The organism is Pseudomonas sp. 28 E 9, assembly GCF_900004785.1.
GTDB lineage: Bacteria > Pseudomonadota > Gammaproteobacteria > Pseudomonadales > Pseudomonadaceae > Aquipseudomonas > Aquipseudomonas orientalis_A.
Map to the genome: position 1 here is coordinate 124,233 of NZ_CVTK01000057.1, position 13,346 is coordinate 137,578.

The following is a 13,346-nucleotide window of genomic DNA, read 5'->3' on the forward strand; positions in this document are numbered from 1 at the left end:
TTCTGAAACACCTTGGTACTTGTCCATGAGACTGACTACAAAAGGCCGATACGCGGTGACTGCCATGCTCGACCTGGCTTTGCACGCGCAAACTGGGCCGGTGTCCCTGGCCGATATCTCCGAGCGCCAAGGCATTTCCCTGTCCTACCTCGAGCAGCTGTTCGCCAAATTGCGCCGCAGCAATCTGGTTTCCAGCGTGAGAGGCCCAGGTGGCGGCTATCAATTGTCCCGCGATATGCAGGGCATCCAGGTAGCCCAGGTGATCGACGCGGTCAACGAATCCGTTGACGCGACCAAATGCCAGGGCCTGGGTGATTGCCATGCCGGTGACACCTGCCTGACGCACCACTTGTGGTGTGACTTGAGCCTGCAGATCCATGAGTTTTTGAGTGGTATCAGCTTGGCTGATCTTGTGACTCGCCGTGAGGTGCAAGAAGTAGCCCAGCGTCAGGACCAGCGCCGTTGCAACACCAAGGCGCCGCGTCTGGACAAGATCGAAGCGTCCGCCGTCGAGTGACAGCCGCAGAGCTAACGGCGCGCCAGCCAGCCTGATTTAGGAGAAAGTCCATGAAATTGCCGATTTACCTTGATTACTCAGCGACCACCCCGGTTGATCCGCGTGTCGCGCAAAAGATGAGCGAATGCCTGCTGGTTGACGGAAACTTCGGCAACCCGGCCTCCCGTTCCCACGTATTCGGCTGGAAAGCCGAGGAGGCGGTCGAGAACGCTCGTCGCCAGGTCGCCGATCTGGTTGGTGCCGACCCGCGCGAAATCGTCTGGACCTCCGGTGCCACCGAGTCCGACAACCTGGCGATCAAGGGCGCGGCGCATTTCTACGCGACCAAGGGCAAGCACCTGATCACCACCAAGATTGAGCACAAGGCTGTCCTCGACACCATGCGCCAACTGGAGCGTGAAGGTTTTGAGGTCACCTACCTCGAACCAACCACCGACGGTATCGTCACCCCGGCCATGATCGAAGCCGCGCTGCGTGAAGACACCATCCTGGTTTCCGTGATCCACGTGAACAACGAAATCGGCACCATCAACGACATCGAAGCGATTGGCGAATTGACCCGCTCCAAGGGCATCCTGCTGCACGTCGACGCCGCTCAGTCCACCGGCAAGGTCGATATCGACCTGTCCAAGCTGAAAGTCGACCTGATGTCGTTCTCCGCCCACAAGACCTACGGTCCTAAAGGCATCGGCGCCCTCTACGTAAGCCGCAAGCCGCGCGTACGTATCGAGGCCACCATGCACGGCGGCGGTCACGAGCGCGGCATGCGTTCGGGCACCCTGGCGACCCACCAGATCGTCGGCATGGGCGAAGCCTTCCGTGTGGCCAAGGAAGACATGGCTGCCGAAAACGTGCGCATCAAGGCCTTGAGTGACCGCTTCTACAAGCAGGTCGAGAACCTTGAAGAGCTGTACATCAACGGCAGCATGACCGCCCGTGTACCGCACAACCTGAATTTGAGCTTCAACTATGTCGAAGGCGAGTCGCTGATCATGGCGCTCAAGGACCTGGCGGTTTCGTCCGGTTCGGCCTGCACCTCGGCGTCCCTTGAGCCTTCGTATGTATTGCGCGCCCTGGGCCGCAACGACGAACTGGCACACAGCTCGATCCGCTTTACCTTCGGCCGCTTCACCACTGAAGAGCAAGTCGACTACGCCGCGCAGAAAGTCTGCGAAGCCGTCAACAAGCTGCGCGTTCTGTCGCCGCTGTGGGACATGTACAAAGACGGTGTCGACATTTCCAAGATCGAGTGGGCGGCACACTAAATATAGAAGCCGCCACCCCAGCTCTGTAGCAACGTGGCGGAAAACGCAGGCGTTTCTACAGGGTTCCAGAGCGGCCCTGATGAGTGAGGATTCAGTACCATGGCTTACAGCGAAAAGGTCATCGACCACTACGAAAACCCGCGCAACGTCGGCAAGATGAACGCGGAAGACCCTGATGTCGGCACTGGCATGGTCGGCGCTCCGGCGTGCGGCGATGTGATGCGCCTGCAGATCAAGGTCAACGACGCCGGCGTTATCGAGGACGCCAAGTTCAAGACCTACGGCTGCGGTTCGGCCATCGCCTCCAGCTCCCTGGCGACCGAATGGATGAAAGGCAAGACCCTGGATGAGGCTGTCACCATCAGCAACACCCAGCTGGCCGAAGAACTGGCCCTGCCGCCGGTGAAAATTCACTGCTCGGTACTCGCCGAGGACGCCATCAAGGCGGCCGTTCGCGACTACAAGCAGAAGAAAGGCTTGATCTAAGTATTTGGCGACGAGTAAGGAGTCAACGATGGCTATCAGCATGACAGAAGCGGCAGCGCAGCACATTCGCCGCTCCCTGAATGGGCGCGGTAAAGGTGAGGGGATTCGTCTGGGTGTTCGCACCACGGGCTGTTCCGGCCTTGCCTACGTGCTGGAGTTTGTCGACGAGGTGGTTGCGGAAGACCAGGTGTTTGAAAGTCACGGCGAGAAAGTGATCATCGACCCGAAAAGCCTGACGTACCTGGACGGCACCGAGCTCGATTTCGTCAAGGAAGGGTTGAACGAAGGCTTCAAGTTCAACAACCCCAACGTGCGCGGTGAATGTGGCTGCGGCGAAAGCTTCAACATCTGAGGCTTCTTGTGGGTACTCCTTGTCATTTCGCTTTATTCGAGCTGCAGCCGAGCTTTCGCCTGGACCTCGACCAGCTTGCCACGCGCTATCGAGAATTGGCGCGTGGCGTGCATCCGGACCGCTTCGCTGACGCTTCCGAGCGTGAGCAACGCCTGGCGCTGGAGCAATCGGCCAGCCTCAACGAAGCCTATCAGACGCTCAAAAGCCCCCCGAAACGCGCGCGTTATTTGCTGGCGATGAAGGGCGGCGAGTTGCCGATGGAAGTCACCGTGCATGACCCGGACTTCCTGATGCAGCAGATGCAATGGCGCGAAGAACTCGAAGACTTGCAGGACGAAGCCGATGTGGCTGGCGTCGCGGTCTTCAAGCGTCGTCTGAAGGCGGCCCAGGATGAGCTCAACGAAAGCTTCGCAGCCTGTTGGGATGATGCTGCGCAACGCGAACAGGCCGAACGCCTGATGCGGCGCATGCAGTTTCTCGACAAGCTCACCTACGAAGTGCGCCAGCTAGAAGAGCGCCTCGACGATTAACCCAGTGTGCTGCCCGTGATGCACGCCTGATAGACAGATAAGACCTGATTACCATGGCTCTACTGCAAATCGCCGAACCCGGTCAAAGCCCTCAACCGCACCAGCGTCGCCTGGCGGTCGGGATTGACCTGGGCACTACCAATTCCCTGGTTGCTGCCGTGCGCAGCGGCCTGTCCGAACCGTTGCCCGATGCCGATGGCCAAGTCATCCTGCCGTCCGCCGTGCGCTATCACGCCGACCGTATCGAAGTCGGCGAGTCGGCCAAGCTGGCAGCGTCCTCCGACCCCCTCAATACCGTGTTGTCGGTCAAGCGCTTGATGGGTCGTGGTCTGTCCGACGTCAAGCAATTGGGCGACCAGCTGCCGTACCGCTTTGTCGGCGGTGAATCGCATATGCCGTTCATCGACACCGCCCAGGGCCCGAAAAGCCCGGTGGAAGTGTCGGCCGATATCCTCAAGGTGCTGCGCCAGCGTGCGGAAACCACCCTGGGCGGCGAGTTGGTTGGTGCGGTGATCACGGTTCCGGCGTATTTCGACGACGCGCAGCGCCAAGCCACCAAGGATGCGGCAAAGCTCGCCGGCCTGAACGTGTTGCGTTTGCTTAATGAGCCGACCGCTGCCGCCGTGGCTTACGGCCTGGACCAGCACGCCGAAGGCCTGGTCGCCATTTATGATCTGGGCGGCGGCACCTTTGATATTTCGATCCTGCGCCTGACCGGCGGTGTGTTCGAAGTGCTGGCCACCGGTGGCGACAGCGCCCTGGGTGGCGATGACTTCGACCATGCCATCGCGGGCTGGATCATCAGCAGTGCCGGCTTGTCTGCCGACCTGGACCCAGGCGCTCAGCGCAACCTGCTGCAAGCCGCCTGCGCTGCCAAGGAAGCGCTGACGGACGCTGCTACCGTTGAAGTTTCCTACGGTAGCTGGTCGGCCCAGCTGACCCGCGAAGCCTTCGATGCGTTGATCGAACCGATGGTTGCCCGCAGCCTCAAGGCCTGCCGCCGTGCGGTGCGTGATTCCGGTATCGAGCTGGAAGACGTGGGTGCCGTGGTCATGGTCGGCGGTTCCACCCGCGTTCCGCGCGTGCGTGACGCCGTCGCCGAAGCCTTTGGCCGCCAGCCGTTGACTGAAATCGACCCGGACCAGGTGGTCGCTATTGGCGCTGCGATCCAGGCCGATACCCTGGCCGGCAACAAGCGCGATGGCGGCGAACTGCTGCTGCTCGATGTGATTCCGTTGTCCCTGGGCCTGGAAACCATGGGCGGCCTGATGGAGAAAGTGATTCCGCGCAACACCACCATTCCCGTCGCCCGCGCCCAGGATTTCACCACCTACAAAGATGGCCAGACGGCCATGATGATTCATGTGCTGCAAGGCGAGCGCGAGCTGATCAGCGACTGCCGCTCCCTGGCGCGCTTTGAGTTGCGCGGTATCCCGGCGATGGTCGCGGGTGCGGCGAAGATTCGCGTGACCTTCCAGGTCGACGCCGACGGCCTGCTCAGCGTGGCGGCCCGTGAACTGGGCTCGGGCGTCGAGGCCAGTATCCAGGTCAAGCCGTCCTACGGCCTGACTGACGGTGAAATCGCCAAGATGCTCAAGGACTCGTTCCAATATGCCGGCGACGACAAGGTCGCTCGCGTGCTGCGTGAGCAGCAAGTCGATGCCCAGCGCCTGCTCGAAGCGGTGCAGGGCGCCCTGGATGCCGATGGCGAGCGCTTGCTGGATGCCGAGGAACGCATGGTCATCGACCTGCAGATGCAGGAGCTGGCCGAACTGATGAAAGGCACCGATGGCTACGCCATCGAGCAGCAGACCAAGCGTCTGTCGCAAGTGACCGATGCCTTTGCCGCCCGTCGTATGGACCAGTCGGTAAAAGCCGCCCTGGCGGGACGCAACCTGAATGAACTCGAGGATTAACTGATGCCGCAGATCATTTTTCTGCCACACGCCGAGCATTGCCCGGACGGTATGGTCGTGGAGGCTGAGACCGGCAAGTCCATTCTCGAAGTTGCCCATGACAACCACATCGAAATCGAAAGCGCCTGCGGCGGTGTGTGCGCCTGCACCACTTGTCATTGCATCATTCGCGAGGGCTTCAACAGCCTTGAAGAGGCTGATGAGCTGGAAGAGGACTTCCTCGATCGCGCCTGGGGCCTTGAAGCCACTTCGCGTCTAAGCTGTCAGGCAAAGGTCGGCACTGAAGACATCACGGTCGAAATCCCGAAATATTCGCTCAACCATGCGGCCGAAGCGCCGCATTGATTCAAGGAACTGTCATGAGCCTGAAATGGGTTGATGTACAAGAAATCGCTATACAACTTGCTGAAGCTCATCCTGAGGTCAATCCTCTTACGGTGAACTTCGTCAAGCTGCGTAACCTCGTAATGGAACTGCCGGATTTTGACGACATCCCTGATCGGGGTGGCGAAAAGGTCCTGGAGGCGATTCAAGGCCTGTGGATCGAAGAAGCAGACTGAGCCGCCTTATTACGCAGTTAGGCAATACCTGATAACCCGCGTATAATTCGCGGGTTTAATTTTTCGTAAATTACCGTTTCTGGAGTTACACCATGGCTGTTCAACGTACTTTCTCCATCATCAAGCCTGACGCTGTTGCAAAAAACGTCATCGGCGAGATCACCACTCGTTTCGAAAAAGCCGGCCTGAAGGTTGTAGCTTCGAAACTCAAGCAACTGTCCAAGGCTGAAGCTGAAGGCTTCTACGCTGAGCACAGCGCTCGTGGCTTCTTCGGCGACCTGGTTGCCTTCATGATCTCCGGTCCTGTTGTTGTTCAGGTGCTGGAAGGCGAGAACGCTATCGCTCTGAACCGTGAGCTGATGGGCGCTACCAACCCTAAAGAAGCGGCTGCCGGCACTATCCGTGCTGACTTCGCCGAGTCCATCGACGCCAACGCTGTTCACGGTTCGGACTCCGAAGCCGCTGCTGCTCGCGAAATCTCGTACTTTTTCGCTGCTACTGAAGTAACCGCTCGCTAAGCATCGGCTTAAAGAGTGAGGGTGAATCCATGACGACATCGACTGTTAAAACCAACCTGCTGGGTCTGACTCAGCCGGAAATGGAGAAATTCTTCGACTCAATCGGGGAGAAGCGTTTCCGTGCCGGTCAGGTAATGAAGTGGATTCACCACTTTGGCGTCGACGATTTCGACGCCATGACGAACGTCAGCAAGGCCCTGCGCGACAAGCTCAAGGCCATTGCCGAAGTTCGTGGTCCCGAAGTGGTCAGCGAGGACATCTCCAGCGACGGCACCCGCAAGTGGGTGGTGCGTGTGGCGTCCGGCAGCTGCGTCGAGACCGTCTACATTCCCCAGGGCAAGCGCGGCACCTTGTGCGTTTCGTCCCAGGCAGGCTGTGCCCTGGACTGCAGTTTCTGCTCCACCGGCAAGCAAGGCTTCAACAGCAACCTCACCGCCGCCGAAGTGATCGGCCAGGTGTGGATTGCCAACAAATCCTTTGGCAGCGTCCCGGCGACCGTCGACCGTGCCATCACCAACGTGGTGATGATGGGCATGGGTGAGCCGCTGCTGAACTTCGACAACGTGGTTGCGGCCATGCACCTGATGATGGACGACCTGGGCTACGGCATCTCCAAGCGCCGTGTGACCCTGTCGACCTCCGGCGTGGTACCGATGATCGATGAGCTGGCCAAGCACATCGACGTTTCCCTGGCCTTGTCGCTGCACGCACCCAATGACGCATTGCGTAACCAATTGGTGCCGATCAACAAGAAGTATCCGCTTAAGATGCTGCTCGAATCCTGCCAGCGTTATATGGCGACCTTGGGCGAAAAGCGTGTTTTGACCATTGAGTACACCATGCTCAAGGACGTCAACGACAAGGTCGAGCACGCGGTCGAGATGATCGAGTTGCTCAAGAACACCCCGTGCAAGATCAACCTGATTCCGTTCAACCCGTTTCCCCATTCTGGCTACGAGCGGCCGAGCAACAACGCCATCCGCCGTTTCCAGGATCAACTGCACCAGGCCGGCTACAACGTCACCGTGCGCACTACGCGCGGTGAAGACATCGACGCCGCCTGTGGCCAACTTGTAGGGCAGGTGATGGACCGCACCCGCCGCAGCGAGCGTTATATCGCCGGACGCGAACTGAACGCCGCCGACGATTTGCCGCTGATTGCTGTAAATCGAATCTGAGAGAGGACCTCTATGCCCTTGCGCCTTGCGCTGCTTTTGCTTGTTACCGGTCTCGCGGCCGGTTGTGTTTCATCGGGCCATGATAGCCCTTTGCAAACCGACGAGGGGCGTGAAGCGGCGCGAGTGGCGTATGTGCAACTGGGTCTGGGCTATCTGCAACAAGGCATGAGCGAGCAGGCCAAGGTGCCATTGAAGAAGGCCCTGGAGCTGGATGCCGACGATGCGGATGCCAATGCCGCGCTGGCGCTGGTCTTCCAGGCTCAGGCTGAGCCCGAGTTGGCTGATCGGTATTTCACCACGGCACTGGCTTCCCGTCCTGGCGACGCGCGGTTGCTGAACAACTACGGTAGCTTCCTGTTCGAGCAGAAACATTATGAACAGGCGGCCGCTTATTTCCGCCAGGCCAGCACTGACACCCTTTATCCCCAGCGTTCGCGCATCTTCGAGAACCTTGGGGTGACGTCGATACACCTGGGACAGCGCGAACTGGCGCGCCAGCAACTCGAAAAAGCTTTGCACCTGAACGCTCGCCAGCCACGTGCTTTGCTTGAAATGGCTGAGTTGTCCTACGAAGACAGGCATTATGTGCCGGCACGTGACTATTACGAGCGTTTTAGCCTGCTCAGCGGGCAGAATGCACGTAGTCTATTGCTCGGTGTGCGGCTGGCGACGGTTCATGAAGAACGCGACACGGCCGCACGTTTTGGCCAGCAACTCGAACGACTCTATCCCGGTACGCCGGAATATCAGCAATACCTGTCGGAGCAATGATGAAAGCCGCGCACCCGGAAGTTGTAGCAGCTAATCGCGTAAACCCAGGCGACACCTTGCGTGAGGCCCGCGAAAGCAATGGTTGGTCGCTGGCGCAAGTGGCCCTCAAGCTCAATTTGACCAGCACCTCCCTGGCCAACCTGGAAGCTGGCGCATTCGACAAGCTGCCCGGGCACACGTTTGCCCGCGGCTATATCCGCGCTTATGCCAAGTTGCTGGGTATCGACCAGACCGCACTGGTCCAGCAATTCGACCAGTTCACCGGCACCGACTCCCAGGGCAGCAATGTGCATGGCCTCGGTCGTATTGAAGAGCCGACCCGGGTGTCCCACACGATCCTGCGCATTGTCAGCCTGTTGCTGCTGATTGCCGTGATCGGGGGTGGCTTCGTCTGGTGGCAGGACCAGACTTCCCAGCGCAATAAAGACCTGACCAGCAACGCGCTGGAGCACGTCGAAGTCGAGAGCGCCGACGGCACCACCCAGATTCATCCGCTGGATGAGCCGGAAGACCAGGCGGTCGTCGAAGGGCAAGTCACGCCGGAAGCGCCTGCCACCGCTGAACAACCAACTCCGCAAGCCGACAGCGCACCTGCAGCGACTGCAACCGTACCCGCGCCGGCTCCCGCAGCGCCGGTGGCCCAGGCTCCCGCAGCGACCGCTCCGGCCCAGGCTCCAGCGCCTGCGGCACCGGCTGCGCCTGCCATTTCGCCGCCCACCACCCCCGCGTTGATCGCCGGTGACGGGCGCGTACAGATCACCTTCGTCGCTGACTGCTGGACGCAAGTCAGCGACGGTAATGGCAAAGTGCTGTTTAGCGGTCTGAAGCGTAAGGGAGATACTCTTGACCAGGGCGGCAAGCCTCCTTTGACGCTGCGTCTGGGCTATGCCCGTGGCGCGCAAGTGGCCTACAACGGCCAGCCTGTGGACGTAGCGCCGTTCACCAGTGGCGAGACCGCTCGCCTCAAGTTGGGACAATAGTCATGCACGGCGAATCTCCAATCAAACGTCGCGTATCGCGCAAGATCTGGGTCGGCTCGGTGCCGGTGGGCGGCGATGCCCCCATTGCGGTGCAGAGCATGACCAACAGCGACACCAATGACGTGGCCGCCACCGTCGCCCAGATCAATCGTCTGGAAGCGGCCGGCGTGGACATCGTGCGCGTGTCCGTACCGGACATGGACGCTGCCGAAGCCTTCGGCCGTATCAAGCAATTGGTCAAGGTGCCGCTGGTTGCCGATATCCACTTCGACTACAAGATCGCGTTGCGCGTAGCCGAACTGGGTGTGGACTGCCTGCGGATCAACCCGGGCAACATCGGTCGTGAAGACCGTGTGCGCGCCGTGGTCGATGCGGCCCGTGATCGCGGTATTCCCATCCGCATCGGGGTCAACGCCGGTTCGCTGGAAAAAGACCTGCAAAAGAAATACGGCGAGCCTACCCCGGCGGCGCTGGTGGAGTCGGCATTGCGCCACGTTGAACACCTGGAGCGCCTGAATTTCCAGGACTTCAAGGTCAGCGTAAAGGCGTCCGACGTGTTCATGGCCGTAGAAGCCTATCGCCTGCTGGCCAAGGAAATCGTGCAGCCGCTGCACCTGGGCATCACTGAAGCGGGCGGTTTACGCTCAGGCACAGTGAAATCTGCGGTGGGTCTCGGTATGCTGCTCGCCGAAGGGATTGGCGATACTATCCGCATCTCCCTGGCGGCAGACCCCGTAGAGGAAGTGAAGGTCGGCTACGACATTCTCAAATCCCTGCGTTTGCGTTCCCGTGGCATCAATTTCATTGCCTGCCCGAGCTGCTCGCGGCAGAACTTCGACGTGGTGAAAACCATGAACGATCTGGAGTTGCGTCTCGAAGACCTGCTGGTGCCGCTGGATGTCGCGGTGATCGGTTGCGTGGTCAACGGACCGGGCGAGGCCAAGGAGGCACACGTGGGCTTGACCGGCGGTACACCGAACCTGATTTACATCGACGGCAAACCGTCGCAGAAATTGACGAATGACAATCTGGTGGATGAGCTGGAAAAGCTGATCCGCGAGAAAGCGGCCGAGAAGGTCGCCGCTGACGCAGCGCTGATCGCTCGCGGCTGATTGAACGAATTTAAGGATTTGATGTGAGCAAGTCTCTGCAAGCCATTCGTGGCATGAACGACATCCTGCCGGAGCAGACGCCACTGTGGCGCTATTTCGAGAGCACGGTCGCGCGTCTGCTGGATAACTACGGTTACAAGCAGATCCGTATGCCGATCGTCGAGTTCACCGAGCTGTTCAAGCGCTCCATCGGTGAAGTGACCGACATCGTCGAAAAAGAGATGTACACCTTTGAAGACCGTAACGGCGACTCCCTGACCCTGCGTCCGGAAGGCACTGCGGCCTGCGTTCGCGCTGTGCTGGAGCATGGCATCACCGGTGGCGGCCAGACCCAGAAACTGTGGTACATCGGCCCGATGTTCCGCCACGAGCGTCCGCAGAAAGGTCGCTATCGCCAGTTTCACCAGATCGGTTGCGAAGTCTTCAACCTGGACGGTCCGGACATCGATGCCGAGCTGATCGTCCTGACCTGGCGCCTGTGGGGCCAGTTGGGCATCCGCGACGCGGTCAAGCTCGAACTCAACAGCCTGGGCACCAGCGAGTCCCGCGGACGCTATCGCGAAGCCCTGGTCGAGTACCTGTCTGCCCACCTGGACAAGCTGGACGAAGACAGCCAGCGCCGCCTGAAGACCAACCCGTTGCGCGTGCTTGATACCAAGAACGCCGACACCCAGGCCGTACTGGTCGACGCGCCGAAAATGGCCGACTACCTGGATGACGAATCGCGCACGCACTTCGAGGGCCTCAAGGCTCGCCTGGATGCGGCGGGTATTCCGTATGTGATCAACCCCAAGCTGGTGCGCGGCCTCGATTACTACAGCAAGACCGTGTTCGAGTGGGTCACCGACAAACTCGGCGCCCAGGGTACGGTGTGTGCCGGTGGTCGTTACGACGGCCTGGTCGAGCAAATGGGTGGCAAGCCGACCACGGGCGTAGGTTTCGCCATGGGCATCGAGCGGCTGATCCTGTTGCTCGAGACCCTTGAGCAAGTGCCACAAGAGATTTCCCGCCAGGTGGACGTGTATCTTTGCGCTTTTGGCGAGGCCGCCGAACTGGCTGCCCTGGCCTTGAGCGAACAGGTGCGTGACCAACTGCCGAACCTGCGTCTGCAAATCAATGCCGGCGCCGGTAGCTTCAAGAGCCAGTTCAAGAAGGCTGACAAGAGCGGCGCGTTGTATGCGCTGATCCTCGGCGATGACGAATTGGCCCAGCAAGTGGTAGGTTTCAAACCCCTGCGTGGCCAGGGCGAACAACAGAACATTGCCTTTGATGCGCTCGCTGCGCACCTGGCCACCTGCGTTGTGCAGGGTTGAAGCTGTCGAACAGCCGAATTTAGCGATTAAGGAGTATTGGGGTGTCGAGTACTGATGATGAGCAACTGGCCGAGTTCAAGGACTGGTGGCAGCGTAACGGCAAGCCCCTGGTAACTGGCGGTCTGCTGGCTTTAGTGGTGGTGTTCGGCTGGCAAGCCTGGACCAAGTATCAGGCCAACCAGTCCCAGGGCGCCTCGATCGTTTACCAGCAATTGCTGGAAACTACCCTGACGCCGGACGGCAAGCCGGACCCTGCACGAGTGGCAGACCTGGCCGGCAAGCTGAAGAACGAATTTGGCGGTACGACCTACGCCCAGTACGGTAGCCTGTTCGTCGCGAAAGTCGCGGTCGACACCGGCAAGCTGGATGAGGCAGCCACTGAGCTCAAGGCCATCGCCGACAAACCGACCAACCCGACCCTGGGTGAAATCGCACGTCAACGCCTGGCACAGGTATTGGCGGCACAGAACAAGGCTGACGAAGCACTCAAACTGCTCGACGGCGATGCTGACAAGGCATTTGTAGCCACTCGCGAAGAGCTCAAGGGCGACCTGTTGGTCCAATTGGGTCGTACCGACGAAGCCAATGCTGCGTACCAAAAAGCCAAGGCGGCGCTGTCTGATGAAGCGGCGGTCGGTGGCTTACAAATCAAGCTGGACGACTTGGCCAAAGGGGATGCGTGACGTGATCCGTTGGAAACATGCAGCATTGCTGGCTCTGGCCGTTCTGGCCGCGGGTTGCAGCAGCAACAGTAAAAAAGAACTGCCGCCTGCGGAGCTGACCAGCTTCAAGGAAGAAGTGGTCCTGCAAAAGCAGTGGAGCCGCTCCATCGGTGATGGTCAGGGCGAAACCTACAACATGCTGGTACCGGCAATCGACGGTGACAACATTGTGGCCGCTGATGTAACCGGCATTGTGACCTCCCTGGATCGCATGACCGGCGACGTGAAGTGGAAGAAAGACCTTGAACTGCCTGTCTCCGGCGCCGTTGGCGTGGGTTACGGCATGGTCATGCTCGGCACGCTCAAAGGCGAAGTCGTGGCGCTGGACTCCGGCACCGGTGAAGAGAAATGGCGCGCCCGCGTGACCAGTGAAGTGCTCGCACCGCCTGCCACCAACGGCGATATCGTCGTGGTGCAGACCCAGGATGATCGTGTGATCGGTCTGGACGCCAGCACCGGCGAACAGCGCTGGTTGTACGACAGCACCCCGGCGGTGTTGACCCTGCGCGGTACCAGTGGTCCGATTGTGACCAACAATCTGGCCGTTGCCGGGCTGTCCACCGGTAAAGTGGTGGCCCTGAATACCCAGAACGGCGTCCCGGCCTGGGAAACCCGTGTGGCTATCCCGCAAGGTCGTTCCGAGTTGGATCGCGTTGTGGACATCGACGGCGGCTTGTTGCTGTCCGGCGAGACCCTCTACGTCGCTACTTACCAGGGCCGTGTCGCGGCACTGGACCTGCAGAGCGGCCGGGTCAACTGGCAACGTGATGCGTCCAGCTACGCCGGTGTCGCCCAAGGGTTTGGCAGCGTCTACGTAAGCCTGGCGTCCGGCACCGTTGAAAGTGTCGACGAGCGTTCCACCACTGCGCTGTGGAGCAACGACTCCCTGGCTCGCCGCCAACTGTCGGCACCGGAAGTCTTCTCCAGCTACGTAGCGGTCGGTGACTTCGAAGGCTACCTGCACCTGCTGAGCCAGGTGGACGGTCGCTTCGTGGGTCGCGAGCGTATCGACAGCGACGGCTTGCGTGCGCGTCCGCTGGTGGTGGGTAACATGCTGTATGTGTATGGCAACAGCGGCAAGCTGGAAGCCCTGACCATCAAGTAAGAATCATGCTTGGGGTAACCC

Annotated in this window: 16 protein-coding genes; all 16 read left to right on the top strand. The window is 60.1% G+C overall.

Annotation, left to right across the window (positions count from 1 at the left end; genetic code table 11):
• The first annotated feature begins 25 nt into the window (after positions 1 to 25).
• The 16 genes from iscR (at position 26) to bamB (ending at position 13,325) form a co-directional block, all read left to right on the top strand.
• Positions 26 to 517 carry a Fe-S cluster assembly transcriptional regulator IscR gene (iscR, locus tag BFQ00_RS25340; RefSeq protein WP_003194020.1) on the top strand — a complete coding sequence of 164 codons (492 nt, stop codon included), beginning with the start codon at positions 26 to 28 and terminating at the stop codon, positions 515 to 517.
• Between the two features lie 50 nt (positions 518 to 567).
• Positions 568 to 1,782 (top strand): IscS subfamily cysteine desulfurase, encoded by a 1,215-nt coding sequence (locus tag BFQ00_RS25345; protein ID WP_057723964.1) that lies wholly within the window; start codon positions 568 to 570, stop codon positions 1,780 to 1,782.
• Between the two features lie 99 nt (positions 1,783 to 1,881).
• Positions 1,882 to 2,268, top strand: coding sequence for a Fe-S cluster assembly scaffold IscU (gene iscU, locus BFQ00_RS25350; RefSeq protein ID WP_003175965.1), 387 nt, complete (start codon positions 1,882 to 1,884; stop codon positions 2,266 to 2,268).
• Between the two features lie 28 nt (positions 2,269 to 2,296).
• Positions 2,297 to 2,620 (top strand): iron-sulfur cluster assembly protein IscA, encoded by a 324-nt coding sequence (gene iscA, locus BFQ00_RS25355; protein WP_003175963.1) that lies wholly within the window; start codon positions 2,297 to 2,299, stop codon positions 2,618 to 2,620.
• A gap of 8 nt (positions 2,621 to 2,628) precedes the next feature.
• Positions 2,629 to 3,150, top strand: coding sequence for a co-chaperone HscB (hscB, locus tag BFQ00_RS25360; protein ID WP_065935090.1), 522 nt, complete (start codon positions 2,629 to 2,631; stop codon positions 3,148 to 3,150).
• 53 nt (positions 3,151 to 3,203) lie between these two features.
• Positions 3,204 to 5,066, top strand: coding sequence for a Fe-S protein assembly chaperone HscA (gene hscA, locus BFQ00_RS25365; protein ID WP_065935091.1), 1,863 nt, complete (start codon positions 3,204 to 3,206; stop codon positions 5,064 to 5,066).
• 3 nt (positions 5,067 to 5,069) lie between these two features.
• Positions 5,070 to 5,411, top strand: coding sequence for an ISC system 2Fe-2S type ferredoxin (gene fdx / locus BFQ00_RS25370; RefSeq protein WP_057723961.1), 342 nt, complete (start codon positions 5,070 to 5,072; stop codon positions 5,409 to 5,411).
• Positions 5,412 to 5,425: 14 nt separating this feature from the next.
• Positions 5,426 to 5,626, top strand: coding sequence for a Fe-S cluster assembly protein IscX (gene iscX, locus BFQ00_RS25375; protein ID WP_003238461.1), 201 nt, complete (start codon positions 5,426 to 5,428; stop codon positions 5,624 to 5,626).
• A 92-nt stretch (positions 5,627 to 5,718) separates the two neighbouring features.
• Entirely contained in the window at positions 5,719 to 6,144 is a 426-nt protein-coding gene (ndk, locus tag BFQ00_RS25380) for a nucleoside-diphosphate kinase (protein WP_003175956.1), read from the top strand.
• A 29-nt stretch (positions 6,145 to 6,173) separates the two neighbouring features.
• Positions 6,174 to 7,322, top strand: a complete 1,149-nt coding sequence (rlmN, locus tag BFQ00_RS25385) for a 23S rRNA (adenine(2503)-C(2))-methyltransferase RlmN (protein WP_065887481.1) — start codon at positions 6,174 to 6,176, stop codon at positions 7,320 to 7,322.
• Between the two features lie 12 nt (positions 7,323 to 7,334).
• Positions 7,335 to 8,093, top strand: a complete 759-nt coding sequence (pilW, locus tag BFQ00_RS25390) for a type IV pilus biogenesis/stability protein PilW (protein WP_065935092.1) — start codon at positions 7,335 to 7,337, stop codon at positions 8,091 to 8,093.
• Positions 8,093 to 9,073 carry a RodZ domain-containing protein gene (locus BFQ00_RS25395; protein ID WP_065935093.1) on the top strand — a complete coding sequence of 327 codons (981 nt, stop codon included), beginning with the start codon at positions 8,093 to 8,095 and terminating at the stop codon, positions 9,071 to 9,073. Before pilW ends, BFQ00_RS25395 begins: the two co-directional genes overlap by 1 nt.
• 2 nt (positions 9,074 to 9,075) lie before the next feature.
• Positions 9,076 to 10,185: a flavodoxin-dependent (E)-4-hydroxy-3-methylbut-2-enyl-diphosphate synthase gene (gene ispG, locus BFQ00_RS25400; protein WP_003175952.1), complete on the top strand. Its 1,110-nt coding sequence runs from the start codon at positions 9,076 to 9,078 to the stop codon at positions 10,183 to 10,185.
• A gap of 23 nt (positions 10,186 to 10,208) precedes the next feature.
• Entirely contained in the window at positions 10,209 to 11,498 is a 1,290-nt protein-coding gene (gene hisS, locus BFQ00_RS25405; RefSeq protein ID WP_065935094.1) for a histidine--tRNA ligase, read from the top strand.
• Between the two features lie 41 nt (positions 11,499 to 11,539).
• The gene (locus BFQ00_RS25410) at positions 11,540 to 12,181 is read left to right on the top strand and encodes a YfgM family protein (RefSeq protein WP_065935095.1); all 642 of its coding nucleotides are present in this window, start codon (positions 11,540 to 11,542) and stop codon (positions 12,179 to 12,181) included.
• Positions 12,174 to 13,325, top strand: a complete 1,152-nt coding sequence (gene bamB, locus BFQ00_RS25415; protein WP_057723954.1) for an outer membrane protein assembly factor BamB — start codon at positions 12,174 to 12,176, stop codon at positions 13,323 to 13,325. The genes BFQ00_RS25410 and bamB overlap by 8 nt, the downstream gene beginning before the upstream one ends.
• Positions 13,326 to 13,346 lie beyond the last annotated feature (21 nt).